Below are 26,648 nucleotides of genomic sequence, written 5' to 3'. Positions count from 1 at the left end.
GAGGAGGTACGAACATTGCAACTAGAGGAACTGACTGCTAGCACTGCACGGGCGTATAAATCGTTAGTGCACCCCAAACACCTGGAGTGGCTGGACCAGATCAACGGCTCATCTGTTTGGGGATTCGGGGCTTCTAACAACAATCAGCCTGCGGGCATCGTGTTGGGGCGATCCGCTGTAAACGAAGGACAGGCCAAGATCATCGAGCTAGTGGTAGCGGAGGGGCATCAACGGCGGGGAATGGGCATGAAGCTGCTGTGGTACGCTGAGCAAAAAATGAGAGAGCAAGGTAGCAGCGATGGACAGTTCGCTGGGTTCATCAAAGCACAAGATTTTTCATGGCTCTCCAAAATTGCGATCAGGGAAGGTTGGCAGTTGCCAAAGGTAAAAACCTATATGTACACACTCGGCTCGATGCGGTTGGGTGAATGCCATTGGATGGAGAGGCTGGTACTCCCCGAAGGTTATACCCTCTTTCCCTGGAAAGACCTGACACCAGCAGAGAGACTGGACATTGAACAGGGAGAAGGGCAATGGTATACGCCGCTGTTGTCTCCGTTTTTTGAAGAAGGAAAATTCGATCCTGATTACAGTACAGGCTTGCGCTATCAGGGGAAAGTCATTGGCTGGGTGATCGTACAGCGAATGGCTGGTAATATGCTTTTGTACAAAACGATGTTCGTACAGGAGAAGTATCAGCAGCAGGCAAGAGGAATTGCGCTGTTGATGAAAACCATTGCACAGGCTCAGCCAGCGTTTCCCTTTGGCATTTGCTTTATCGAGCATGACAACGAGCCCATGCTGCGGTTTATGGAAAGAAGATTGGGTCCGACGATTTTGCATCGGAAGCTCTGGATTGAAACGACGAAGGTACTAGTTGGACAATATTCGGATCACTTCTGTTAAAATTGTATGCTTGTCACGCAGGGGTAGCGGCGACCGTCGCTATAAAAAAAGGATAGAGATTCAGGGCTTCCTGAATTTCTATCCTTACTTTTTTAGACTACATGGACGGAACTTTTCTTCCGCTCGGTTGTTGCTTTGTGACGGAACGGTATTGTAGTTGCTTTCTTTGGAAGTGGTTGTTCCCGATCAGGGCCAGAATCACGAGCAAGGTGCCACACAATTCGTAACGGCTAATCTCATAACCTTGTAACGCCATCATGGCAAAGGTCGTGATCGGAACCAGGTTGATAAACAAAATGCCGTTGAGCGGAGTGAGTAGCTTGATGCCTGCATTCCAGCTCAAAAGAGCTACAAAACCGGGTAAAAGAACCATGAACGCCATTTCGTACTTGATGGACATCACCGTTTCGACGGTAGGAACCGGAAGCCATTGAAAGAGTGAAGCAGTCGTGACAATCACGAAATTCAATCCTGTTCCTAAGAGACACGTCAACGTGGAGTAGCGAAGTGTAGACCACGTGCTAAAACGCCCGCCGCCGATCGAGTAGACGACCCAACCCACGACACCAATGAAAATGAAGAACAACGGAATCAAATGCTCACTTGCTGTAGTAAAGAAGGTAAGATTGCCATTGGTAATAACAAGGACAGCGCCGACCAAAGCTATCAGAATCGTCGCCAAAGTATAGTACGGTGGCAGCTTTCTAGTAGTAATGGACAAAAGTACAATCGAGATCATCGGCATGAGCACTTCCATAATGGACGCTGCAATCGTGCCGGGCTCTCCCATCAAATCCTGCCCGAGAAATACTCCCATATTGTAGACGGTAAACGCCATTGTTCCAAAAAATAGCAGAGACTTCCCGCGCCCCTCAAGACGAAAAGCAGACAAGCCTTCTTTTGCCCAGAGCAAACCGCACAAAATGATCGTTACGAAAAAATAGCGAAGAAATGAGAAGTAAAATGGATCGATCTCTTGCAGCGCGATGTGCGCAACTGGAAACATTGCCCCCCATGACATACTGGCCACCATGCAGAAAATAGACCCCAAAAGTAGTTGCTTGTTCATTATGCGATTTCTCCCTTTCAATCTGAAGCTGACAAAGTTGACTTACCACATCATACTGGATGGAAATATGTTAGTATAATGATTGATAATAACTTTATGTATCATTTTCAGTGATAGATGAAAGGAGGGGGAGAAACGTGGAGATCAACGATTTGAAAATATTCCAGATGGTCGCCACTTTAGGCAGCGTGAGCAAGACCGCCGCCGAGCTGAGTTATGTTCAGTCGAATGTGACGGCGCGGATCAAGCTGCTGGAAAAAGAGCTGGGGACACCTTTGTTTTATCGCAACAAGCGAGGCATGACCTTAAATACAGAAGGGAAGCGCCTGCTCGAATATTCGCGAGAGATCATCGCCAAATTCGAAGAAATGCAAAAGTACTTTCATCGGGCTTCCGAGCCGTCCGGTGTGCTGGAGGTTGGGATGGTCGAGACGATCAATGCCCTTCCGAGGTTGCTATCCTCGTATTGTAGCCAGTATCCGCATGTGGATATCTCTCTCAAGGCAGGTGTGACAGAGAATTTGCTGCAAAAAGTACTGGATCTAGCGCTGGATGGAGCGTTCGTGAGTGGCCCGATTAACCATCCTTTGATCGAGCAAGAGCAAGTGTTTCAAGAGGAGCTGGTGCTGGTAACGAAAAACAGTTCCTTCACTGCCAGTGATATCACAGGGAAAGCTCTTTTGCTCTACAAGAAGGGTTGCGGGTATAGAGAACGGTTAGAGACCTGGATGAAGGTAGAGGGCTTGATTCCGAAAAAAGTGATGGAATTCGGAACGTTTGAGACAATTATCGGGGGCGTAGCAGCGGGGATCGGCATTACCATTTTGCCGAAATCGGCAGTACACCATTTGGTCGAGAGCGGAACGGTTCATATTCATCGCATCCCGGAGCCTTATCATGAGGTGACAACCGTCTTTATTCGCCGAAAAGATTCATTTGTAACGAACACGATGCAAGCGTTTCTGAACGAAATTCGTTTGCAGAAAACGAAAACGTAAGTGCTACAATTTCCTCTTCCATATGTCAGAAAAATATGGTAAATTTTATTTCAGAACAAACGTTCTGTGTTTGGCTGTGCAGAAAAAGGAGGGAGCGGCTCAATTGATGGACAGGTATACCGAAATTGACGAAGTGATCGCTTATATACATCGACATTTAGATGAGCCGTTGCCACTTTCCCGGCTGGCGAATCATGTTGCGTATAGCCAGTATCATTTTGCACGGATTTTTAAAGAAAGAATCGGTCTCCCGCCGCTTTATTACGTATCGACCATGCGACTCCAAAGGGCAAAGGATTTACTGCTACGCACGAACATGAGTGTTCGCGACATTGGTCTAGAAATTGGCCAGCAGAGTCTGGGGACGTTCTCTACCCGTTTTACGGAGCGTGTCGGGGTATCGCCTAGCGAATTTCGAGAAACGGCCCAGGTAGCGGAAGACCGTCTCCGTTCCTTGCAGCAGTTGACTGAGTGGACTCGGTTACATCCAGCCCCCGAGCGACCGATGACCATTGCAGGGACAATCGAGTCTACAGAGCCTTTTCAAGGCGTCATTTTGATTGGTTTGTTTGCCAAGCCGATCCCAGAAGGTCTTCCTTTATACGGCACATTGCTGCCCTCGCTAGGGAATTTTTGTTTTACCAATGTCAAACCGGGCACGTATTACTTGATGGCGACATCTGTTGCCTGGGGCATGCAGGCAATGGATTTTCTCCTGCCGTACGAGACATTGCGCACACGTTCCAAGAAACCAATCATTGTCACACCAACTACGATCGTCCCTCATCAGCAAGTTACTCTTCATGTGCCTCATCCGGACGACCCTCCCATCTTGATTTCTCTTTCTTTGCTCATGAACAGATTCATTCAGAGGCTCCCTCAATAAGAACAAGTCCCTTGTTTCAAAATGGCGGTCTTACGACTCAGCGGACTGCCTTTTCGTCATGGGCTGGTTAGAATGGAGCTTCTTGGGAAAGCCTACTATCACAATAGTCGAACTTTTTTCCTCGAGCAGGATATTGGGCGAAAAAGCGAAATGATAACTAGGCGCGAATATCTTGCGCAAAAGAAAGGAAAGCAGGGAACGAGCATGTCAAAGCCTTACAAAAAAGTTTTTTGGGCAGCCGGTTTTGGTTGGATGTTCGATGCCATGGATGTTGCACTTTTATCTTTTATTATGGTGGCATTACGACAGGAATGGGGTTTGACAGGGGAAGAGGCCGGGCTCTTAGGGACGGGCAATCTCGTCGGTATGGCGATTGGAGCGATTGTAGGTGGCTATTTGGCTGACCGAATTGGCCGCAAGCCAGTGTTTTTGCTGACCTTGATCTTGTTTGGCTTGGCGAGCTTTGCGAGCGCTTTCGCAACTGGTTTTGCGACCATGCTGCTGTTCCGCTTCCTGATGGGACTCGGTTTGGGTGCCGAGCTGCCGGTAGCCTCGACGCTCGTAAACGAGTTTGCGCCACCGGAGAAGCGAGGAAGTACGGTTGTGCTGTTGGAGAGCTTTTGGGCGGTCGGTTGGATCGCGGCAGCTGTCATATCGTATTTCATCATTCCGGACTATGGCTGGCGTGTGGCTGTCATGATCGGGGCGTTGCCCGTCGTGTATGCCTTGTTTGCCCGGCGAAGCATTCCTGAATCTCCGCAGTTTCAAAAGCAGGCCGAGAACATTCCGATTGCCACGCTGTTGACGTCCCATCGGACAGAGACGATTACGCTGTGGGTCGTCTGGTTTGCGATTGCTTTTTCGTACTATGGCATGTTTTTATGGATGCCATCTATTTTGGTCGACAAAGGTTTTACGATGATCAAAAGCTTCCAGTACGTACTGATCATGACGTTGGCCCAACTGCCAGGCTATTTCGCGGCAGCCTATCTCGTGGAAAAATGGGGACGGAAATGGACGCTGGCGACCTTCTTGTTCATGACCGGAGTCATGGCCTTTGCTTTTGGGCAAAGCAGTGGCACGACAGAGCTGTTGGTGACGGGAGCGTTCTTGTCCTTCTTCAATCTGGGGGCCTGGGGTGCTTTGTACGCGTACACGCCGGAAAATTATCCGACACCGCTGCGCGCTACCGGTTCTGGGATGGCATCCGGTGTCGGAAGAATTGGCAGTATTATCGCACCGTATCTCGTCGGTTACTACTCGTCGCATCATTACAGCTACACGTTCATTTTTAGTGTCTTTACCGCGGTGCTGATCGTGGGAACAATCGTCCTGCTCATGTGCGGACGAGAAACGAAAGTCCTTGCTAATTCTGGACCTCGTACTGGCCAAGTATAGCACGCGCCTGCTCTATGACCTCCCGTTTCAGTTCTTGTGGCTCCAACACTTGGATGTGTGAGCCGAAGCTGAGCACTAGCGAGCATGCTGATGCAAGTGTATGAAATTCAACCTCTGCTTCCATCCAGTCGTCTGTTGCGGCTTGGGTGGAGGCTATTTTTATATAACGCTCCTGTTTTACAGCAGGCAACGTCTCTTTTTTGACTAGCAACCGCGCAGGATAACGTGGGAGGCTGGATTTGAAGTCTAAGGTGGATTGTTCCCAATAGGAAGCGAGATCGAAATCGCTTGGGCGGATGAAGCTATCATCTAGCGGCTGCGCATCCAATAGTCGTGAAATCCGGTACGTCCGCATGTCCTCGTCCACTTTGGCGACCAAATACCAGATGCTGCGCTTGGCGACGAGTCCGAGCGGGCAGACAATGCGCTCTACGGCCACATCCTCACGCATGTAACGAATGAACAGCTTGCGGGAAAGCCATACGGCATCTTGAATCATCGATAAGAAAGGAAACGTCTCCGTTGATTCATGCCAGCCAGCCCCATCGATATGAAGGAGCTGGCGTACGTGGATGGCATCCTGCTGAACGGTTTTTGGCAGGGCAGACAACAGCTTGAGAAAAGCAGCTTCATAGTTTTCATGTAGTCCGAGATCATTCAACAAGGCAGCAGGGGAGGCTACGAGCAGGGATTGCAGCTCATCTATTTTCATTCCGGTCAAATTACTGCGATACCCTTCTGCCAACGTCCAGCCCCCATCTGCACCGCGCAGCGCATAGACGGGAACGCCTGACGCACTCAAAGCTTCCATATCACGATGAACGGTTCGCTCGGATACCTCCAGCCTTTCTGCTAATTGCTTGGAAGTCATGCGACCGTGGTTTTGCAAGAGCAACAAAATCGTAAGGAGTCGATCTGCCCGCATAAAAAGCCCTCCTAGAAGTAAAAACAACATTACTTTGATTGTATCGTAACGAATATGACAGCAGTTGTCATATTTCCTTCGTTATTCTTGATGTATGAATCGATAAAGGAGGCATTACGAATGAAACCATTACAAGGCAAAGTAGCGGTGGTAGCAGGCGGCACAAGAGGAGCAGGACGGGGGATTGCAGTCAGTCTGGGAGAAGCAGGGGCAACGGTATATGTGACGGGACGCACGGTGCGTGGTCAGCACTCTGATATGGCACGACAGGAGACGATTGAAGAGACAGCAGAGCTCGTGACGGCAAGCGGCGGAATCGGGATCGCTGTGCGCGTCGATCATACGCAGGAAGAAGAGGTAAAAGCGTTCTTTGAGCGAGTAAAAGCGGAGCAAAATGGACAGCTCGATCTATTGGTCAATGACATCTGGGGTGGAGATCCATTGACTCACTGGGGGACGCCGTTCTGGGAGCAGCCATTGGCAGACGGTCTATTGATGCAAGAGCGCGCCATTCGTACGCATATGATCACCAGTCACTATGCGGTTCCGCTCATGGTGGCACAGAAAAAAGGGTTGATCATCGAAATTACGGACGGAGTCGACTATCGGTACCGCGGCAATCTGTACTACAGCTTGGCAAAAATCTCGACGATTCATCTAGCTGCTTCGATGGCAGAGGACTTGCGCCCACACGGGGTTACCGCGTTGGCTTTAACGCCGGGCTTCCTACGCTCGGAAGCGATGCTCGATCATTTTGGCGTGACAGAAGAGACGTGGAGAGAGGCAGTGAAGCAAGAAAAGCACTTTATCATGTCGGAAACGCCAGCGTACATCGGTCGAGCAGTAGTTGCGCTGGCTACAGACCCGGCTGTTGCAGAAAAAACGGGGAAAACGGTCAGTACATGGGGCTTATCGGACGAGTATCCTTTTACGGATAAAGACGGTAGCCGCCCGCATTGGGGAAATTACGCCGAGGAACAAGGGCTTTACCGCTAGTTGCAAGGAACATACAAAACGGCTCTCCGGATTCGTTCGAAGGAGCCGTTTTTTCTCTTTATACGCCTTTGGAATAGAGCCATTCTAAACAACCTTGGCTACGCCAACGGCTGCGTATTCTTCTTTTTCACAAACCAGCTTTTCACGTTGCCATTCAAAATCAGATGGGTGACCACTCCCGCAATCAAGCCCCAGAAAGCAGCGCCGATCCCGCCAATGGAAATACCGGAAATCGTGACGAGAAACGTAACCAAGGCGCATTCCCGTTCCTTTGCTTCGCTCATCGCCTGTGCGAGGCTGGAACTGAGCGAGGCAAACAGAGCCAAGCCCGCAATGACGGCAATCAATTCTTTGGGCAAGGCAGCGAATACCGAAGCCATCGTAGCGCCAAACATCCCGAAGATTAAGTAGAAGCCCCCACAGGCAATCCCGGCAATGTAGCGCTTAGTATGATCCTGATGAGCTTCTTTTCCCGTGCAAATCGCAGCTGTAATCGCCGCCAGATTGATTCCCGGTGAACCAAAAGGAGCGAGCAATAGCGAAGCGATGCCAGTAGTCGTTACGAGAGGTCCAGCAGGTGTATCGTACCCGTCTGCTTTTAAGACGCTAATTCCCGGAGCGTTCTGCGAGGCAAGTGCGACGATGCACAATGGAATCCCCAAGCCGATGATCGCATCGAGAGAAAACGTCGGCATCGTAAAGATGGGCTGGACGAGGGACATCTGGACATTGCCCATTTGCAAACGCCCCAAAAGAAAGGCGACAACCAAGCCAACCAAAAGCGTAAGCACGACAGCATACCGTGGAGACCAGCGTTTGGCGAACAGGTAGCAAAAGATCATCGGAAGAGCCAATGCAGGCAGGTGCTGCATGGAAACAAAGACGTCTACGCCAAAAGACAGGAGAATCCCCGCAAGCATGGCGGTCGTAATCGACTGCGGCACGTATTTCATCAAGACGGAAAACAAACCGGAAACACCGACGAGCGTAATGACCACAGCCGAAAAAATATACGCGCCAATCGCGTCGGGAAAGGAGTATACCGTCAAGCTGGTGACTAACAGAACTGCCCCCGGCGTCGACCATGCTGTAATGATCGGGGTGCGAAACCAGATGCTGAGCACAATGCACGTCAAGCCGCTCCCAATCGAGATGGCCCAAATCCAAGAGGCGAGGACAGCATCGCTGAGTCCTGCACCTTTGGCAGCTTGAAAGACGATCAGCAATGGTCCTGCATAGGAGACCATCGTGGCGATGAGTCCAACAATAACGGCAGATAGAGAGAAGTCAGAAGGGATTTTTTTTAGGTTCGAAAAAGGTTTTTCAGGTACCACGACGTGAATGCCTCCTAGATGCGCCAATGCAGACGTTATGCTTTTTCGTTCAAAATGTAGCGAATCGTCCGTTTGGTGATGTTTAATTTTTTGCTTAAAAGCTGTCTGTTTCCATTCGTTTCGGTCAAGCCCTTTTCGATAATCGTTCGCCCGATCTCGCCTTCGAGCTGTTTAATCCGCTTGATCAAATAATCGAAGTCGATCCCGTCTACAGAGGTGACAAGGCGGCTAATTGTATCGACAAAGCGCTCGCATTCGTGATCGATAACTTGTTCTATCCGTTTGGGGACAGTGGGCGGATGCACCTGTACCGTGCGGCTCCGCAAATTCGCTGGCAAATGCTCGGCACGCAGTCGTTCGCATTCGTGCAACGCGATGGTTTGATTCAGTACGTTGATCAGTTGGCGGACATTGCCCGGCCAATCATAGCGCTGCAAGAGCTCGATGGCATCCTGATCGATTTGGCACGGGCCTCCACTGCGCTTTTGCAAGTAGTAGTGCGCGATTGTCGGGATATCCTGAATCCGTTCTCGGAGAGGAGGAATCGACAGCTTGATCCCTTCCAGACGATACAACAGGTCACTGCGGAAACGATTCATCCCGACTTCATGTTCCAGATCGCGGTTGGTAGCAGAAATAAAGCGAATATTGCTCTGACCGATCTGCTCGCCACCGACGCGCATGAACTCTCCCGTCTCTAGCGTACGCAAGAGCTTCACTTGGATGGAAGGGGGAGCCTCCCCGATCTCGTCAAGAAACAGCGTTCCGTTATGTGCCAGCTCGAACAAGCCTTTGCGGGATTTGAGCGCTCCAGTAAAAGCGCCCTTCTCATAGCCGAACAGTTCACTTTCCAGCAAGGATTCCGGCACTGCCCCGCAGTTAAAAGCGACAAAAGGCTGCTGGGCGCGATTGCTTGCTCCGTGGAGAAAACGGGCCATCAGCTCCTTGCCGGTACCCGTTTCGCCTTCAATAAGCACATGGATCGACTTTTTTGCTAATTTTTTGGCAATTGCGATTACATTGGCCATCGGACTGTCAGATGAATACACGATACCATATTGGGCGGCTTCTTGGGATAGGTGATCGCTGTGTTTGCTGGAAGAAGAGAGCACCGCATCGATGACCTGCTCCAGACTGTCCAGATCGTCGAACGGCTTCTCCAAGTAATCGCGCGCGCCCCATTGCATCGCTGTCACAGCCGATTTAATCGTACTGAAGCCCGTCATGATCAAGACTTCGCAGGCGGGAAATACTGCCTTGATCTGTTTGAGCAGCGTCAATCCGTCTGCATCGGGCAGCTTCAGGTCCACGAGTGCAGCGTGAAAGCCGGTAGAATCCGAATGAAGCAGTCGTTCCACATCCTTTCCAGAATTGGCGACGACGATATCGCAGTCTTTTTTCTTGAGGAAATAGGTGAAAAAGGTAGTCACCTCTGTTTCATCATCCACGATCAAAATCCGTTTTTTCTCCATCGTTGTCCTCCTCGTCAGCTAACAGTGGCAAAAGCATCGTGAACTTGCTGTACTCTCCCTCCACGCTTTCAGCAAACAGCTTCCCGCCGTGCGCTTCTGCAATTCCAAGACTGACGGAAAGCCCGAGACCAGTCCCTTTTGTCCGTTCCTTCGTCGAGAAGAAAGGCTGAAAAATCTGCGAAAGCTGTTCTGCACAAATGCCTGTGCCGTTATCGTAGACGGATAAGCCTACGTAAGAGCCGTCCTCCTCTTGTACGAGGAAGGAACGGATGACAATGTGTGGAGATTCCCTGCCTGCCACAGCGTCCCGTGCATTTAACAGGAGATTGATCACAATTTGCTCGATCTGATGACGACTTCCATGAAACAGCAGAGGAGGCTCAGACATTTCCCGGGTTATGGTCAAGCCGGAAACAGACAGCTGGTAGCCAATCAGTCCTAGAACGTCCTCTACGACCACGTCAATAGAGGTAGTAGAAAACAAGTACTCTTCCTGCCGCGAGAAGGTGAGCAGGTTTTGAATGATCTTTTTGCAGCGTACCCCGCATTGATAGATGTCTTTCATCAAGGGAGCCTCTGGTGCATCTGTCATCTCGCGCATGAGCAATTGAGAGTTTCCGAGGATGGCCGTGAGCGGACTGTTCAGCTCATGGGCAATGCCGGCAGCCATCTCTCCAATCGCAGCCATTTTTGCAGATTGAATCAGTTGGGCTTCGATTTTGATTTTTTCATTCACGTCTTGAAAAAGCAGGCTGTTTTCTACGACGACACCGACATGGCTGGCGACGAGCTGAATCAATTCGGCTTCGTCCCGATCGACTGGCTGCTTTGTTTGGCGTAAGAGTGTCAGAAAACCAAAAGTCTGATTCAACTGACTGCGCAATGGAACCGAGGTGGCGTGATGCTCAGGCAGTACTTCGGCAAGGGTAAGATGAACCTGCCCGGTGAGCACAGGGGCTTCCACTGGAACGGTCTGTGTCATCGTATGGCATTGCCAATCCCCGTCATTCCACTTGGCGAGATAGGAGGAGAGCGTGCCTCCCTTCACGATGGTTAGGGCGAAATGCTCGAATACGAGAATTTGCGAGAGCTGTGCGGCGATATAACTGGTTGTTTGTTGCCAGGTGGCGTTGATCTGAATTTGTGTCAGCTGGTTAATAACGGCGAGCTGCTTGTTTTTCTTTTTCATCTCCTCGATAAGATAGACGAGTTCACTGTAATAACTTTTTCGCGAGGATTGAATCCCGGTTAATTTTTCCAAAATTTCTTGTTTGGTATGCATGACGAACCTCCTACAAGGCTTGGCGAAACAACGTCGCGACATCGTGGACGGTCATGTCGCGGGGATTGGTCGTCATACACACGTCCAGTACGGCGAGAGAGCTGAGCAGGTCGATTTGCTCTGGATGCAGCCCGATAGCCGACAACGATTGGGGCACTTCCAGATCGCTTACCAGCTCCTTAACCGCATTGAGTGTGAGACGAGAGGCAGCATGTGTGCTCAAGCCCGCAGTGTTTTCACCGAGGCATTCTGCGATGTGTCTGTATTTTTCCGGTGCCGCGATGTAGTTGTACTCAAGCACGTGTGGGAGCAGGATGGCATTCACCTCGCCATGCGGAGCGTCGAGGAATCCCCCGAGCTGATGGGACATGGCATGCACAGCACCAAGGATGGCGTTGGAAAAAGCGATTCCGGCTTGAAGACTCGCCATGGCCATCGCTTGCTTGGCCTCTGTATTGTATTGACTGGCGACAGATGGGCGCAAATGCTTGGAGATGAGACGCATGGCTTGTAGCGAATGCACTTCGGTAAGCGGCGTTGCGGCGAGCGAAATATACGATTCAATGGCATGTGTCAGCACATCCATGCCTGTATTGGCAGTGAGCAGCTTGTCCTTGGTCATCAAGGTTTGCGGATCGATGATGGCGATATCGGGTATGAGCGATTTGGAGATGATCGCCATTTTCACCTTGCGTGCACTGTCTACAATGATGGAAAATTGCGAAACCTCCGATCCGGAGCCGGCAGTAGTCGGTACCATCACCATGGGAGGAAGGGGATGCTGGATATTGTCGACGCCTTCGTATTGGACGATGCTGCCCTCGTTGGTAGCCAACAGCGCGATTGCCTTGGCTGCATCGATGGCACTGCCTCCACCGACACCGAGAATGGCATTGCATTCCTTGGCTCGATATTCGGCAATCCCGGCATGAATCTCGTAGTCTTTCGGATTAGCTGTCACGTTGGTCCATAGATGGTAGTCGAGCTTTTGCTGCTGCAAATAAGAGATGATCCGCTCGACCCAGCCTGCGTTTGCGACACCAGGATCACTGACAAGAAAGACACGAGAAGCTCCCAATCGGCGCAAGCTTTCCCCTACCTGGCCGAGGGACTGGTTCCCGAAAATGATTTCCGGCGTCATGAACTTGGATATTTGCATGCGTTCTCCCCCTTTTTCCACTACGTAGTAATACCGCAGGCAAGGATGAATACCCTTTTTCGGCCAAAAGGTTGGCAGGCGGGCCGTTTTTTCGGCTCATGTGCCGTCATATCGGCTGCTTAGAAGAAAGGAAACGGCTAGATCATTGAATGATTAAGCGTTTTCATGTTGGCATACGGCTTGCAATTAGTAGGAGGCGGGAAGAACACCTGCCCTTTACGCACATGCCTGAAGGGGAAAAAAGAGGAGGAAGGTTAAGATGAAAGCAGCAGTAGTCAACGAGTTCCATCAAAAGCTGGAAGTAAAGGAAGTTGCTATTCCAGAAGTCGGACACGGTGAGGTTCTGGTAAAAGTCAAAACGTGTGGTGTCTGCCATACGGACCTGCATGCGGCACACGGGGATTGGCCTGTGAAGCCAAAGCTGCCTTTGATTCCTGGGCATGAGGGCGTAGGTGTTGTCGAAAAGCTGGGGGAAGGCGTTACCTCATTGAAAATTGGTGATCGTGTAGGAATTCCGTGGTTATTCTCCGCTTGCGGCGAATGCGACTACTGCCTGACAGGGTGGGAGACACTGTGCATGCAACAGTTAAACGGGGGCTATTCCGCTGACGGTGCCTATGCTGAATATTGCGTAGCACCTGCTGCTTACGTGGCACGCATTCCTGACGAGCTGGGGGATGTGGAAGCAGCGCCGATCCTGTGCGCAGGGGTAACCACGTATAAAGCATTGAAGGTAGCAAACGTGAAGCCAGGTGAATGGGTGGCGATCTACGGCATCGGCGGTTTGGGGCATGTGGCTCTCCAATATGCCAAGGCGATGGGCTACAACGTCGTAGCGGTCGATATTCACAAGGAAAAGCTGGACTTGGCAAAAGAACTAGGGGCTGATGTGACAGTAAACGGCAGTGAGGTTGATCCGGTCCAAGCCATTCAAGAGCAGGTGGGCGGTGTCCACGGGGCGATCAGCGTGGCAGTCACCAAGAAGGCGTTTGAACAAGCGTACAAATCTGTTCGACGCGGTGGGTCTCTCGTCGTTGTTGGCTTACCGAATGCAGAGTTGCCCATCCCGATTTTTGATACGGTGTTGAATGGGGTGACAGTGAAAGGCTCCATCGTGGGGACGCGTAAGGATATGCAAGAAGCACTTGATTTTGCAGCACGTGGCAAGGTTCGTGCGATCATCGAGACGCAGCCGCTAGATCGGATCAACGATGTATTGGAGCGTTTGGAAAAAGGTCAAATCAATGGTCGGGTTGTTTTGACGATGGAGTAGTTGCAGGATCGTGAAGCTGTTGTCGGGCTATGCTTTTCTTGAGCATGGTCTGGATGACAGCTTTTTATTTGTATGAAGTATAGACAACAATGGGTATTCACTAAAGAAGCAAAAAAATTAATTAATAAATGAATAAGTGAAGTGAAGCAATGTAGTACGGCTATCTCATAAGGCTTATTATGGCCAAGGGATAGCCTTTCATTTTTTCTTAGTACCCTGCAATAATTTGTAAAAAACCAGAAAAAAGACCTATGTAAAAACAAAGATATATAACCTAAAATTTATGTGTTATGTAAAAAACAGGGATAATGGAGGCGTTTTTTTGAAGAAGTACCTAAGAATATTTTTAGCTTTCGTTCTATTATTAACAGTTTCAGTCCCAACAAGCTATCTTCCAAACGCGGTGCAAAGAGTGTCTGCGTCCAGTTTACAAGAGGTGAATCTCCCAAGTTCTGAAGAAGAGAAGGTTGATCAAAAAGTAAAATCATTATTCGCATCTCATGAAAAAGTGGAATTACGAGTCGGGGAATCGACAAACGTTCGTATCTTTAGTGACTCCTATGGCAACAGTGGTGATGTTACTCAAGAGGTCTCTTGGAACCCCAAAAAGAAAGATATTGTATCTATTAAAAACGGAAAGTTTACTGCAACAGCTATTGGTTCAACTTTGGTAACTGTTCAGTATGGAGAACAAGAATTAAAAATTCCAGTTCAAGTATCACCTAACGCAGAGAATATAGAGATTAAGGCAAGTGAAAATGAAGGAAGCGCCATTTTAAGTTGGGGAGATATGGATGCTTCTAGTTATACAGTGAAGCGAGGAGAAAATAACAGAAAGTACGAAGTTCTTGCGGCTGATCTGAAGAAGAACACTTTTTCTGATGATACAGTTAAACCTGGTACAACCTATTACTATAGGGTTGAAGCACACTTATCTAATGGAAATGCCGTTGTTTCAAAGCCAGTAAAAATCAAAATGAAAAAAGGACAGAATGACTTTACATTAGAAACTGATTCTACTAGCCTTGACCTTCAAGTCGGTGAATCCAAATCAGTAGAAATAATTGCGAAGTTTACAGATGGTACTACTAGAGATGTAAGCACCAAGATAAAATGGAAAGTCGAAGATGAGAGTATTGTTTCGATAACCAACGAAAAGATAGAAGCAATGAATGCAGGGAAAACGAGGATCATCGGCTTTTACAATCAAAAAGAAATCCAAATGGAAGTATCGGTTGGTACCGATGAATCTATTCACCTTAGTGCGCAACAAGAAAACGAAGAAATCCAGTTGACTTGGAGTGAATGGTCAGAAAACTCAAAGTATATCGTGCAACGTCGAGTTGGTAATGAAGACTTCGAACAAATAACGGATGAATTGTGGGCAACAAATTATAAGGATACCTTATTACAAAAGGGAACCACTTACGAGTATAGAATTATTGGGGTTGGCACCGACGGATCACCAACTTTATCAAATGTAACTGCTGTACAGATACACCAGGATGAACCTACATTAATTCCTTCTCTTCATAGCGTAGCTTTAGATGTAGGTGGTGAAAAACAAGTAACCGTTGAGCTTCAAAATCCAGATGGCACAATGAAAGACGTTACAAACGAGGCTCTTTGGAAGGTAAAAGACGAAGCGATAATTAGTGTTAGTAATGGCAAGATAACTGCACATGCTGAAGGAACAACACTGATCAGTGTTTATTATGAAGATAAGATGGTAGATATTGAAATTGATGTAACTGATCCTCAAGAACGTATTGATCTTGATGTAACTCCAACAATGACCGGGAATGTTCTTCGTTGGAATACGGAAGACAAAATTACGAGTTATAGCGTAAAAATGCGCAGTAGTAATTCTCAAAGTTATGAAGAGTTAATTTCAAAACTAACGGAAACCTCCTACGTAGATCATTCCGTTGATCAAAATTCTGATGAATCTAGATACTATGTAGTAACGGCTATGACTGAAACCGGTGAAATGCTTATCTCGAATGAGGTAGAAATTACCTCACAAAAGAATGCATTGAATTCCGTTCTTCCAGAGGAGATCAAACCATTAATTACACCTGGTCCTATCGAAGATACAATCGGAGCTTCAGGGTATAACTGGTATTCTATTACATTACAAGAGAATCATACGTTAAGCGTATTTACACCTGATCTTCAGGGGAGTGGGACCTCTAAAGACATTTACAGTGATCTAACTCAACCATCATTAGCTTACACTACACAGAATACCTTAACATATACACCCAAAACCCCCGGCACTTACTATATTAAAATAAAGGGAAACAGTGGACAAAAAATTACTATCTCTGCTGGTGACGGATCTAGCTTTGAGCAAGCATATGCAATCGTTTTTGATAAAGACGACAAAAAGAGTATTGGGAAAATCTCAGGTCATGGAAACGACAGTTTATACTTTACTGCGGAGTTGACAGAGGGGTATAACTACCACATTTGGGGAGACCCATCAGCTAAAGGCTGGGTCTTGTACGATAGCGCACAAAGAGAGGTTTTATCTGGTACTACTTCACGTACTGATATCAAGGTTGATACAAGTGGAACATACTACATTAAATTGTTAACCGGTGAGAATGCTGGGGAGCACCAATACTATATTCTCAAATCTATCCCTCTATCCGTATCTTCGCCTCAAAGCTATACCATTGGGCCTGAAAAGAAAATATGGTATCAAGTGAAAGCAAAAGCGAATCATACCTTAAGGGTTTATACACCAGGTTTGAGTGGTTTTGGTACCGGTAAGTACTTATACGATGATCCGAACAAAGCTGCTCTAAAAACGGTTTCATTAGACACTCTTACTTTTATCCCTGCGGAAACAAGTACCTATTTTGTAGTAGTTTCGGGGAGTAGCGGAAAGACATTTTCTATCACAGCTGGTGATGGATCAGATCTCAACCAAGCATATTCAGTTTCTTTGGATGGGATAAAAGGTACGATTGCTGCTTTTTCCACTCCGAGTAATGATAGTATCTTCTTTCGGACGGAATTAAAAGCAGGATCCAATTATCATCTTTGGGGGAAAGGTTCCTCTCCGATTGAAGGCTGGGTCTTGTATGATAGTGCAAAAAAAGAAATCCTATCCGATACTACTTCACGTATGGATGTAAGGATCGAGACAAGTGGAACCTACTATATCAAGATGCTAACTGGAGGAAGCGGTGGAGAAAATAAGTATGAATGGCTAGTATCCACACCCGTATCGTTACCAGGCCCTCAGACAGATACTTTTGGCTCATCTAAAGACATTTGGTACATTGTAAAGGCACAAGCAAATCAAACTATCAAAATAGTGCAAAAAGGACTCAGTTGGACAGGATCAATAACTCTTTTAGATGACCCAAATGGTTCGAAAATTATATCTTCTTCGGGTGATACTCTTACTTATACTCCCTTGAGTTCAGGGATATATTTTATTCGGATAACCGATCAAAATAAAGCTTCTGGTGATGTGGTTACGATCAATATAGAAGGGGTAGAACCATGGCAGCCCCCCTCAACATTGCCATATCCTAACCCAGACCCTGAAAATATTGAAATCTTGAAAGAAAATGAGCCTATAGATGTAACAGCAAACTCTGGTAAGAGCTTGTATTACAAATTTACTCCTTCAGTTTCTGGAAACTATCGATTTTTTACCAGCCCATATAAGAATGAAGGACCCGAAAACGATACGTACCTTCAATTATATTCTGATGATACATTCACAACATTATTGGCAGAAAACGATAATGTTCCGGATGGTCCATATGGAAAGCTCTTCTCAAAGCTTGAATATCATCTGAGTGCAGGTACAACTCACTATTTAAAATTAGGTGCTACTAATGGCAGTCTAAATACTCGTATTACAGTTGAAGCTGTGGATGCCGATAGTGCAAGAGAAGGAGCAATTCCATCTGAGTGGGACGAGATATATAGTGATAGATTGTCCTCCAGGTTTGATGTGGATTACTATCGCTTGAATCTAAAAGAAGCCGCACAGATTCATTTGTTCGTCTCAGCAAATGCCATAACATTAGAAGATGAGTCTGGCAAGTCAATTCAAACGTTCTACCCTGATGAACCAGAGACAATCTTCTTTGCAAATCAACCTGGTACTTACTTTGCAAAAGTTCAGTATCATGAAAACGCATCAGAAAATGCTACTAAAGCATTGCTTACATTACCAGATAGCCGCGGCTATCAAACTACTCATAAAGAAATAAAGTTAAGCCCGTCCTATGCTGTTATTGATGCAACACCAGGATTTAAAAAAAGTGCTACATTCAGATGGACATTTAAAAGTCCACATGAAACAACATATATTCAAATATTTAACGATAAAAAAGAAAAAGTATACGAACAAATTAGAAAGAATGTGAAAGCCGAGGAGCAATTTTTCGAATGGGATGGGATTGTTTCTGCACAGTTTGGTAGCTTTGCACAATCAGGTCGTTATAAAGTAAAGATCGTAACAGCTGATTTCCCGCAGTGGCCAATCCATGCAGATGTAGTTGTCAAAAATACAGTCGATCTTGAACAATTTGAATTGGTGCAGTTACTAAATCAATTAAACGCTACAATTCCAAGTGAGAAGATCAGTAGGATGCAAGAATATTTGAGAAAAATCGGTTTTTACGATGGTGAAAATACAGGGGTTTACGACAGTGACTTACTGATGAGTGTAGTCGCATATCAAGTAACTCTTAACAAGTGGAGTACCCATGTTGCAAAAGATGTTTATGAACGAAACATGGGGTACTTACAGGAAGACGGAATAATCACTGATCGCTTGTTAGGGTATGCTTATGCAGATTCATCACTAGGTCATGATAGGTATGGTGAAACAGTCGAAATCTTCCTTATTGGAGATGCAGTTATTGTTGCCGAAGCAGCTGGATGGGTGATAGGTCCAGTAGTTAGTGGCACTATTGTCTATCTCAGAGGTGGTGTGTTTGTTAAGCGTGCATTCACTTACTTAAAAAGTGAACGTGGGAGCATCATTTTTGGTAATGTTGCGAAGTTAGGAACAGGACGTGTTGGAGATTTTGCTGGAATAAGAGGATCTACAGTAGATGATATTATTTCAAGAATTCCTACTTATGCAAAAAGACGTGAATTAACTCCAGTTAAAGGGAAGGTAGAAAAAGGATTTGAATACCACTGGGAAGAAAATGGGGATGGGGTAGGATGGCGAGTGAGAGTTCATGGCCCCGACGCATCAGCTCCAGAAGGAAGTAATGCAAGAAATAATTGGATAGTAAGAGTTGTAAGAGGAAACAAGTACTTGGATTCTAAAGGAAATTGGCATACAAGAGGAATTTACAATAAAAACAGCCCCAATTATAGTGAAGAGTTAGGTAATGATACTCATATACCAATTCAAACACCCATAGGAGGATAATATGATTGACGTCACTTATCTGAAAAGGTTATTCCTAAATAGAAGTGATGATCTATTTACCAGATTAGAAGAAATTGGTGATTTACTCGAGTATGGAACACTCAATCGGGATGACGTTATTAATATCACAGAGTATGCCCTAGACCTTGCGATTGTAGAAGAAAACTTTGCAATAAAAGAGAGTTTGTTTCGAATAATTGCGAATGCAGTAACATTTCAAGAAGTAGCCAAAACCATAGAATGGGATAAATTAGCAAACGTTATACCAACTCTAGACGCCCCTATTCTAGATTATGCATTAACCATAATTGGTTTTTCAAAAAATCAAAAATTTATCAATGTAATTGAACCTTACTTAAATTCTCCGACTGATTATATTAGGGAGACTGCGGCCGAAGCATTGGTGGAAATCAATTACGACCCCGAAAAATCGCAGTAAGGAATCTTGGGTACTTGTGTAAGGAATGGATTCCACAAGCTTATCATTCTCAAAGTAATGATGTCTGATAAGTCATCATTTCGACAGTACAACTTAATAGAATTCATATCACATTCAGTAAACCAATGGCTCGATTCGCATAAAGGCTTCATCCACTCAAATTTGGATTGAAGCCTTTTATGTTGCCAAGTATAGGTATGATCGATCCACTTTTTCTTCCTTCACTCTAGTAAAAAGTGTAATCTATTTAAAAATGATTCAAATCGATTATATCATTCGTGGATGATTGTGCTATCATATCCATAAAAAGGAATCATCAGGAGGGTGTATTTGCTGTGATTTCAGAGGGAAAAACCTTTGGGGGCATATTACGAGTATATCGAAATAGAGCAAACTTAACACTGACTGAGTTATCAGAAAGAACAGGTGTAGCTTCTGGAACCATTAGTAAGATAGAATCCGATGCATTTACTTTACCAAATATGCAGCATGTAATGAAACTGGCAAAAGTACTGGATATTCCACTTTATACAGCGATCGTACCCTATTTACATAAAATGAAGCGCGAAGCGACACTGCGGTCTCTATTAGAGGCTGTGATGCAAGAGAAGAATGTGGTTCTTACCAACAAAGTAGCTTTGCAATTGTTAAATTGTCCCAAAAGCAATACATTTCTTTCTTTAGACTATTTGTATCAAACAGCAGGAACGGAAGCGGATGAAGAACTGCGCTTGGCTCTTTATGACGTGATCTGTGACTACTCACGTGAGCATGGAATTCCTTTGTATCTGGCAAGATCGCTTTTCCAACGATATATGATTCGACGTGAAAATCTAAGCCAGTTAGATCAAACCTATGTAGAGGGCAAGGAGCTATTACACTATACATCCTATCTGCATATCAATGAGCGAATTTTGACCTACTATAAATTTTCCTTCCATGCATTGCGTCTTGGATTCTATTCAGATTGTATTCATCTGTGTAAACAAGGTCTTGAAATCGACCATAGTCAGAGTGAGCAAAAAGCAGCAGCGATCCTTGCGATCATCATTTCCTATTTTGAGCTGGAAGACTACACATTGGGACATTTTTATCTGGAGAGATACGAAATGTTCGATTATCCCGAGGTACATAAACATGCCAGACATATTCGGGGGAAACTATACGGAAAGACAGGGAAATTTGATAAGGCCATTCCGGTATTACAAGAATGTCTTGCGCAGCAAGCACAAGATGACAAGGTTGTGATCGCGAATGATTTGTTGGAGATTTATATTCAGGTAGGAGAAGAAGAGAAAATCCGTGATCTGTTTTTGGCAGAAGCATCGATCTTGCCGAAGAGTCTCACTACTCCGAATCAATACAATCAAATAGGCCTGTATTTCCGAACGAAGGGCACCTTTTACATTCAAAAAAACGAAGTAAACTTAGGAATCGAGAGTCTTGTGGAGAGCGTGAATTACTATCGGGCAATCAATGAGATCAAACAAGCAGATAAGAGTCTTAGCGTTCTTTTTGAATTCTATGTGTCACAGAAAAAAAATCTTCCGTTTGATATACTCCATAAATTGGTAAACGTGTATAATGGAAGTAATCATAGATCCAAACAGGAGGTATAGGTCATGAAGAAATGGATATTGTCTTTGTGTATGTTAACTGCCTTCATTACATTACCAGTTTTAGTAGAACAACCACCAGCCAAGCAATCCAATCCAATTATCCAATATGGCTGGCCGGAGCCTTGGTAATCATCTGAACAATACGATCAATGCCCTCCAATTGGAGGGCATTTGTTATAGTTGCAAAACGGACCACAACAGTCGGAAGACAACATTTTTACTTGAGTAATTCGTTATAATTAATTATAACTAGTTATATATAGTTATAATTGGTGTGGAGGTAGCGGATGCAGATGGTGACGACGACGATGGTCAATTCGCAAAAATTATGGATGGTGGTTAAGCGGATGGAGCCTCATCTGATCCGCAATCAAGCCAATATGGAGAAGCTTTTGAAAATGCTGATGATCCACGATGTCTCCTCCGTCTCAGGTTCCTCCTTTCGCGGGCTGCAAATAGACGATGTTTCGAACAGCGATATCAAAGAGCTTTGGAGCGAGTTCGAAAGCAATGAGACGTATGAAGCGAAAGTCGCCCATGCCATTATTCGTCTGATCGACCAAATCGAAATCGAAATCTAACTGACTACCATATGCTGTGTCCCGTGCGGACTGGCTATGGTAGTTTTTTTCTGCTTTCGCACACAATGGGCGCATGAGCCATAGGCTATGGTAGCTTTTTTGCTGAGGTGATACACATGAGACGCCCGGATAATCAGCCGGATTTTATCGGTGCCCTTCTAAGTATGATCCTTGGAGTCTTCATTTCGTTCGAGGCCTATCGTCTGGAGGCATTTTCGACGTCGTTGTACGTAGGGGATCACACGCTGCCAGCGATTCTCGGTTTATTGTTTTTCATGCTGGGAGGTGTGCTTCTTATCCAATCATTCCGTGTGACGGAGGAAGCCTCTTCGCCAAATCCCGGACCGCTTCTTCCTGGAAAAAGGCTGCGCCTACTGCTTTGCTTTTTATTCCTGTTGCTGTATGTCTGGCTGCTCGGCGCGATCGGTTACACAATGGCTACGCTCTTTGTCTCTTTTGCCTTTTTTATCCTGATCGGCAGTTATCGGTGGCGTACGTCCATCGTGTACTCCGTTCTTTTAACAGGGGGGCTGTATGTGGTGTTCATCTATTCGCTGCATATCACACTGCCTGGAGGAGATTTGTTTTAGAGCAAGTATGAGAAGGAGGTGCTGATCATCGAGACGTTCCAACTATTACTGGCTGGTTTTGCTTCAGCCCTCACCCCGGAGCATTTGCTCATGGCAGCACTCGGCGCTCTTATCGGCACCTTTGTAGGTGTATTGCCCGGTCTCGGTCCCACTTCTGCCATCGCGATTCTGCTTCCGGTGACAGCCATACTGGAGCCGACACAAGGCATGATCATGTTGGCAGGGATTTATTACGGTGCCATGTACGGTGGCTCGACGACAGCGATTCTGCTGAATATCCCGGGGGAGCTATCATCAGTCCCCACGTGTTTGGATGGCTATCCGCTCGCGAAAAAAGGGAGAGGTGGGCCGGCATTGGGGATATCCGCACTCGCTTCGTTTGGAGCAGGGGTACTCGGGGTAATCGGACTCGTCTTTTTCGCGCCCATTTTGGCAGATCAAGCGTTAAAATTCGGACCGCCTGAATATTTTGCGCTGATGATTTTGGCTCTCACGCTGATGGTCAGTCTATCAGGAGGATCATTGGTCAAATCGTTTTTGATGGGGGCATTCGGTTATTCGCTCGCTCTAGTTGGGCTGGGACCATCCTCTGGCATGCCGCGCTTTGATTACGGCGTCCCCGCATTGGTCGGAGGTTTTGACATGATTAGCATCATCATCGGGTTGTTTGCGATTACAGAAGTCCTTAAAGGGATTGATGAAAAACGCACAGCTACCCTCATTGGCAAACCGGGCAGTGTCTACCCGAAAAAGGAAGACTTGAGAGTAAGTGCCGGGCCTATGCTGAGGGGCGGGATTGTCGGCTTTTTTCTTGGATTGCTGCCGGGCTGTTCGGCTGCGATCACGTCGTTTTTGGCGTACGATATGGAGAAAAAGCTATCGAAGCATCCCGAGAAGTTCGGTCTGGGAACGATCGAAGGGGTGGCGGCACCAGAAGCAGCGAATAATGCGACGAGCAGTGCGGGCTTCATCCCGCTGTTTTCACTCGGGATTCCTTCCTCACCACCACTGGCGATTTTGTTGGCAGGCTTGATGATCTACGGATTGACGCCAGGCCCAGTTTTGTTTGAACAAAATGCGAGCTTTGTCTGGACGGTCATCGCCTCGATGTTCGTGGGGAATGCGATGCTTCTCGTGCTGAACCTCCCGATGGTATGGGTGTGGGTCAAATTGACAAGGGTGCCATATGGCATCATGGCTCCGATCATCCTGATGTTCTGCACGATTGGGGCATACAGTGTGCGGAACAGCATGTTTGATGTGTGGGTCGCGTTTCTGTTTGGCGGACTTGGGTATGTCTTTTCCAAATATAAATGGCCAGTTGTTCCGCTGGTTTTGTGCTTCATTCTGGGACCTCTTCTGGAAGAATCATTCATTCAAACGATGGCGATGGGCTCGGGTGATCTCAGCATTGTTTTGTTCCGGCCTTTATCGATGACCATCTTGCTGGCAGCAGGAACACTCTTGATCATCTCCATGATGCTGAACCGCCGGACACAGCAACGGTTGAAAGAAGAGAGAGACCGGGGAGTAGATGTCGCGTAGGGAGGAAGAGTCAGTGAGAGGGTATAAACAATGGGCGGCTGTCATCATGTCGTTGCTTTTGGCGGCAGTCGTTAGTGCATGTGGAAATCAAGGTACAGCCGAGTCGGCCTATCCATCGAAGCAGGTGGAGTATATCGTGCCGTATTCTGCTGGGGGCGGAGTCGACCTCGTGGCCAGAGCGGCAGCTGATTATTTGAGCAAGGAATGGGGGCAGCCTATCATCGTCGTCAACAAGGCGGGAGGTGGTGGGGCAGTAGGAGCGGAGTATGCCTTAAAGCAAGCCAAACATGATGGTTATACAGCGCTTGCTGTCAATGTATCTAATACGACGATGCTCGCTGCTGGGATGAAAACACCGCCGATTACAAACGAGGATCAAGTCTATTCGGCCAGGATTGGCAAAGGAACGCTTGCTTTTGCAGTAAAAGCCGACGCGCCTTGGAAAGATTTCGCTGAATTTTCCGCGTGGGTGCGCGCGAATCCGGAGCAGTTAACATGGACTTCTGTAGGGCCAGCAGGCTTTTCCGCATTTGGGGTAGCAGAGTGGCTGGATGTGATCGGAGCAGACTTCTCCAAGACGAGAATGATCGTGACAAAAGGCGCTTCCGATTCTGTCCCGAAAGTCGCTGGAGGGCACGCGATTTTGGCGGTGCATACAGTAGGGGAAATCATGCCGATGCTGCAAGCGGGCAAGGTCAAAATCCTCGCCGTATCTGGTGACACGCGAAGTCCATTCCTGCCTGACGTCCCTACTGCGGAGGAGCAAGGTATTCAAGGCTTGTCGGTTTTCTGGTGGACCGGAGTGTCTTTTGCCAAAGGAACGCCAGAGTCGGTTATTCGCAAATGGGAAGAAGCGATTGCCAAGATGGAAAAGGACCCAGCCTTTTTGCAAAAGCTGAGTGAAATTCAGGTGGAGCCGGCATACGCGGCCAGTGAAGCATTTACGAAGGAAACACAGGAAGAAACAGCGTACTACTTGGAATTGGCGACCAAGAAGGGCATTCGAAAATAAGGGTGACGAACGAAAAAAGGGAGAATGGCTAAATAGCTGTTCTCCCTTTCCATCTATTTATTTAGGTATCCGTTTTTCGTACCTGAATTTATAAAAACCATTTGCTGCGTTCGGCGCTGTCTCGCCGACCTTTTTGTAACCGCATTTCTCATAAAAGTACTGGTTGCGTTCGGCTTCATAGCCGGTATCGAGCGTCCACTTCTTGATGTGTGGATACGCGGCCTCCATGAATTGCATGGTTTGGCTTCCGATACGCAAGTTTTGTTTATCAGGATCGACATAGATGATCCCCAGCTCCAAATGCTCATGATCGACTGGAAGGAGGCAAAAACCGCCAACGATCTGGTCATCCAGCAAGATCGTATAGTAATGGGCCTTTTGCATGAACAAAACATGCTGGTCAGGCTGGTCATGTCCGGCAGGGCCTTCTCCATACTTTTGGACGTCTTCAGCAAAGCAGCGAACAGCAATTTGGGTGAGTTGCTCCGCGTTCGCGGGGACAGCCTTTTTGAAAAAAACCATAGGACTCATGAGATCATCTCCAGTTCGTCTGACTACTTCGAAATTGGTGTATGTATGATTAGCAAAATTCTCCTATATAGCAGACGGATGAACCCACAGAATGGTTACCTACTTATTTTTCTCATGAAGCTCTCCAACGGTCCCCTCTCGAACCAACGTCTCCATACAAGCGTGAGCACAATGGAAAAAAGGAAGAATCCTACGGCGTAGAGCATCGCAAAAGCGAGCGTTTGATTTTCGAGTCTGCCAATCAAGGTGAGGAAACCGAGCCCGACAATGATATGGCTGACGTAGTGTGTCAGTGTCAGCTGTCCGGTTTTTACCCATGTCTGCGTAAACCAGCTGTTCGCGAATTTTTCCGCAAAGCTGACGCACAGAAGGATGATGATGACAGCGGTGCTTGAGCTGGACAGCACATAAAACAGGTTGGGTGGGACTGGTTTCGTTCCCCATAGAAATAGGGCCATCTCGCTTCCGACGACCGGAATAGAGAGCTTGATCAACCCATACGATAAAACCTCCAAGCTGACGAACAGAGCAGTTGCCCAGCCCAACATTTTTTTGCGTACAGATCGATCGAGCAGGTTGAGTCGACCCAGCCACAAGCCGAGAAGGAAAAAGCACATCCAGGGAAATACCGGGTGATAGCCGTTGTACAGCAAGTTGCGCAGGAATCCTTCGACTGTCCAAAAATCAAGATACTCGATAAATGGTTGCTTCGGGTTCCACCCTTGCATGTAGTTGAGCGACAATTGTAGCGTTTGAGCTGTGAGCAGGATACCGCTAAATGCGAGAAGAAGCGTTTTCTCCGATACGACGAGGAGGAAGGAGGCAATGAGCATATAGACACCGTAGTAATGCAGGATGTCGCCGCTCCAACTACCGAGATAGAGCAACATCCCGGTCACGAATAAAAATAAGGAGCGCTTCCAAAGGACGTGGCGGCTAGCCTGCAAGAGGGCCGGGTCACCTGAGGTCCTGGCCTTTTTTGTCATATACGCAATGCCGATTCCCGCTAAAACAACGAATACGGTAGATGCTCTACCTTGAAACAAACTGGATAAAGCGATGAGCCAGTCAGGTCCGTTATGCTCTGCGTTCAAGATGACAACGTAGTTGACGATCATCATGCCGAGCATGGCCCACGCGCGCGCAAAATCGAGACCAATGACTCTGGTAGAAGACACTTTCATCCGGGTTCTTTCCTCTCCACTTTTATTTAC

22 protein-coding genes are annotated in these 26,648 nt (G+C 47.0%); 14 read left to right on the top strand and 8 right to left on the bottom strand.

The window, feature by feature from the left end; genetic code table 11:
- The first annotated feature begins 15 nt into the window (after positions 1-15).
- Complete coding sequence (locus tag HPY27_RS16965; RefSeq protein WP_173623073.1) at positions 16-906, top strand: GNAT family N-acetyltransferase; 891 nt, start codon at positions 16-18, stop codon at positions 904-906.
- Positions 907-1,003: 97 nt separating this feature from the next.
- Here the strand turns inward: HPY27_RS16965 and HPY27_RS16960 are convergent, their stop codons facing one another.
- On the bottom strand, positions 1,004-1,975 hold the full coding sequence (locus HPY27_RS16960) for a DMT family transporter (protein WP_069848497.1): 972 nt from the start codon (positions 1,973-1,975) through the stop codon (positions 1,004-1,006).
- A 137-nt stretch (positions 1,976-2,112) separates the two neighbouring features.
- On the opposite strand from HPY27_RS16960, the gene HPY27_RS16955 reads away from it, so the two are divergent.
- From HPY27_RS16955 to HPY27_RS16945, 3 genes are all read left to right on the top strand, one after another.
- Complete coding sequence (locus HPY27_RS16955; RefSeq protein ID WP_017251241.1) at positions 2,113-2,973, top strand: LysR family transcriptional regulator; 861 nt, start codon at positions 2,113-2,115, stop codon at positions 2,971-2,973.
- 106 nt (positions 2,974-3,079) lie between these two features.
- Positions 3,080-3,859: a helix-turn-helix domain-containing protein gene (locus HPY27_RS16950; RefSeq protein ID WP_017251240.1), complete on the top strand. Its 780-nt coding sequence runs from the start codon at positions 3,080-3,082 to the stop codon at positions 3,857-3,859.
- Positions 3,860-4,063: 204 nt separating this feature from the next.
- Positions 4,064-5,257, top strand: coding sequence for an MFS transporter (locus tag HPY27_RS16945; protein ID WP_173623009.1), 1,194 nt, complete (start codon positions 4,064-4,066; stop codon positions 5,255-5,257).
- On the opposite strand, the gene HPY27_RS16940 is transcribed toward HPY27_RS16945, so the two are convergent.
- Positions 5,226-6,182, bottom strand: coding sequence for a helix-turn-helix transcriptional regulator (locus HPY27_RS16940; protein WP_174225517.1), 957 nt, complete (start codon positions 6,180-6,182; stop codon positions 5,226-5,228). The two genes, HPY27_RS16945 and HPY27_RS16940, sit on opposite strands and share 32 nt — an antisense overlap.
- 120 nt (positions 6,183-6,302) lie before the next feature.
- Here HPY27_RS16940 and HPY27_RS16935 point away from each other — a divergent pair, with 120 nt between their 5' ends.
- The gene (locus HPY27_RS16935; RefSeq protein WP_174225516.1) at positions 6,303-7,178 is read left to right on the top strand and encodes an SDR family oxidoreductase; all 876 of its coding nucleotides are present in this window, start codon (positions 6,303-6,305) and stop codon (positions 7,176-7,178) included.
- 98 nt (positions 7,179-7,276) lie between these two features.
- Here HPY27_RS16935 and HPY27_RS16930 read toward each other — a convergent pair whose 3' ends face one another.
- Genes HPY27_RS16930 through HPY27_RS16915 form a run of 4 tightly spaced genes read right to left on the bottom strand, consistent with a single transcriptional unit; the run spans position 7,277 to position 12,425 of the window.
- Positions 7,277-8,512, bottom strand: a complete 1,236-nt coding sequence (locus HPY27_RS16930) for a benzoate/H(+) symporter BenE family transporter (RefSeq protein ID WP_174225515.1) — start codon at positions 8,510-8,512, stop codon at positions 7,277-7,279.
- A gap of 35 nt (positions 8,513-8,547) precedes the next feature.
- Entirely contained in the window at positions 8,548-9,984 is a 1,437-nt protein-coding gene (locus HPY27_RS16925; RefSeq protein ID WP_174225514.1) for a sigma-54-dependent transcriptional regulator, read from the bottom strand.
- The gene (locus HPY27_RS16920) at positions 9,953-11,266 is read right to left on the bottom strand and encodes an ATP-binding protein (RefSeq protein WP_017251234.1); all 1,314 of its coding nucleotides are present in this window, start codon (positions 11,264-11,266) and stop codon (positions 9,953-9,955) included. Before HPY27_RS16920 ends, HPY27_RS16925 begins: the two co-directional genes overlap by 32 nt.
- Before the next feature lie 10 nt (positions 11,267-11,276).
- On the bottom strand, positions 11,277-12,425 hold the full coding sequence (locus HPY27_RS16915; RefSeq protein WP_174225513.1) for an iron-containing alcohol dehydrogenase: 1,149 nt from the start codon (positions 12,423-12,425) through the stop codon (positions 11,277-11,279).
- 259 nt (positions 12,426-12,684) lie between these two features.
- On the opposite strand from HPY27_RS16915, the gene adhP reads away from it, so the two are divergent.
- From adhP to HPY27_RS16875, 9 genes are all read left to right on the top strand, one after another.
- Positions 12,685-13,698 carry an alcohol dehydrogenase AdhP gene (adhP, locus tag HPY27_RS16910; RefSeq protein ID WP_173623016.1) on the top strand — a complete coding sequence of 338 codons (1,014 nt, stop codon included), beginning with the start codon at positions 12,685-12,687 and terminating at the stop codon, positions 13,696-13,698.
- Between the two features lie 322 nt (positions 13,699-14,020).
- A complete protein-coding gene (locus tag HPY27_RS16905) occupies positions 14,021-19,117 on the top strand; it encodes a polymorphic toxin type 30 domain-containing protein (RefSeq protein WP_174225512.1) in 5,097 nt (1,698 codons plus the stop codon).
- Position 19,118: 1 nt separating this feature from the next.
- Positions 19,119-19,556 (top strand): hypothetical protein, encoded by a 438-nt coding sequence (locus tag HPY27_RS16900; RefSeq protein WP_174225511.1) that lies wholly within the window; start codon positions 19,119-19,121, stop codon positions 19,554-19,556.
- 335 nt (positions 19,557-19,891) lie between these two features.
- Positions 19,892-21,175, top strand: coding sequence for a helix-turn-helix domain-containing protein (locus HPY27_RS16895; protein WP_174225510.1), 1,284 nt, complete (start codon positions 19,892-19,894; stop codon positions 21,173-21,175).
- Positions 21,176-21,178: 3 nt separating this feature from the next.
- Complete coding sequence (locus HPY27_RS30380; protein WP_017251227.1) at positions 21,179-21,304, top strand: hypothetical protein; 126 nt, start codon at positions 21,179-21,181, stop codon at positions 21,302-21,304.
- Between the two features lie 158 nt (positions 21,305-21,462).
- Positions 21,463-21,756 carry an HD domain-containing protein gene (locus HPY27_RS16890; protein ID WP_144612657.1) on the top strand — a complete coding sequence of 98 codons (294 nt, stop codon included), beginning with the start codon at positions 21,463-21,465 and terminating at the stop codon, positions 21,754-21,756.
- 116 nt (positions 21,757-21,872) lie between these two features.
- Complete coding sequence (locus tag HPY27_RS16885; RefSeq protein WP_017251225.1) at positions 21,873-22,346, top strand: tripartite tricarboxylate transporter TctB family protein; 474 nt, start codon at positions 21,873-21,875, stop codon at positions 22,344-22,346.
- 27 nt (positions 22,347-22,373) lie between these two features.
- Positions 22,374-23,891 (top strand): tripartite tricarboxylate transporter permease, encoded by a 1,518-nt coding sequence (locus HPY27_RS16880; protein ID WP_483296515.1) that lies wholly within the window; start codon positions 22,374-22,376, stop codon positions 23,889-23,891.
- A complete protein-coding gene (locus HPY27_RS16875; protein WP_173623020.1) occupies positions 23,881-24,903 on the top strand; it encodes a tripartite tricarboxylate transporter substrate binding protein in 1,023 nt (340 codons plus the stop codon). Before HPY27_RS16880 ends, HPY27_RS16875 begins: the two co-directional genes overlap by 11 nt.
- Before the next feature lie 57 nt (positions 24,904-24,960).
- Here the strand turns inward: HPY27_RS16875 and HPY27_RS16870 are convergent, their stop codons facing one another.
- Both HPY27_RS16870 and HPY27_RS16865 read right to left on the bottom strand, forming a co-directional pair.
- Positions 24,961-25,434, bottom strand: coding sequence for a GNAT family N-acetyltransferase (locus HPY27_RS16870; protein ID WP_017251222.1), 474 nt, complete (start codon positions 25,432-25,434; stop codon positions 24,961-24,963).
- 95 nt (positions 25,435-25,529) lie between these two features.
- Positions 25,530-26,618 carry a DUF418 domain-containing protein gene (locus HPY27_RS16865; RefSeq protein ID WP_174225508.1) on the bottom strand — a complete coding sequence of 363 codons (1,089 nt, stop codon included), beginning with the start codon at positions 26,616-26,618 and terminating at the stop codon, positions 25,530-25,532.
- Positions 26,619-26,648 lie beyond the last annotated feature (30 nt).

Source organism: Brevibacillus sp. HB1.1, assembly GCF_013332445.1.
Classification (GTDB): Bacteria; Bacillota; Bacilli; order Brevibacillales; family Brevibacillaceae; genus Brevibacillus; species Brevibacillus porteri.
This window is presented reverse-complemented; position numbering and strand designations above follow the sequence as displayed.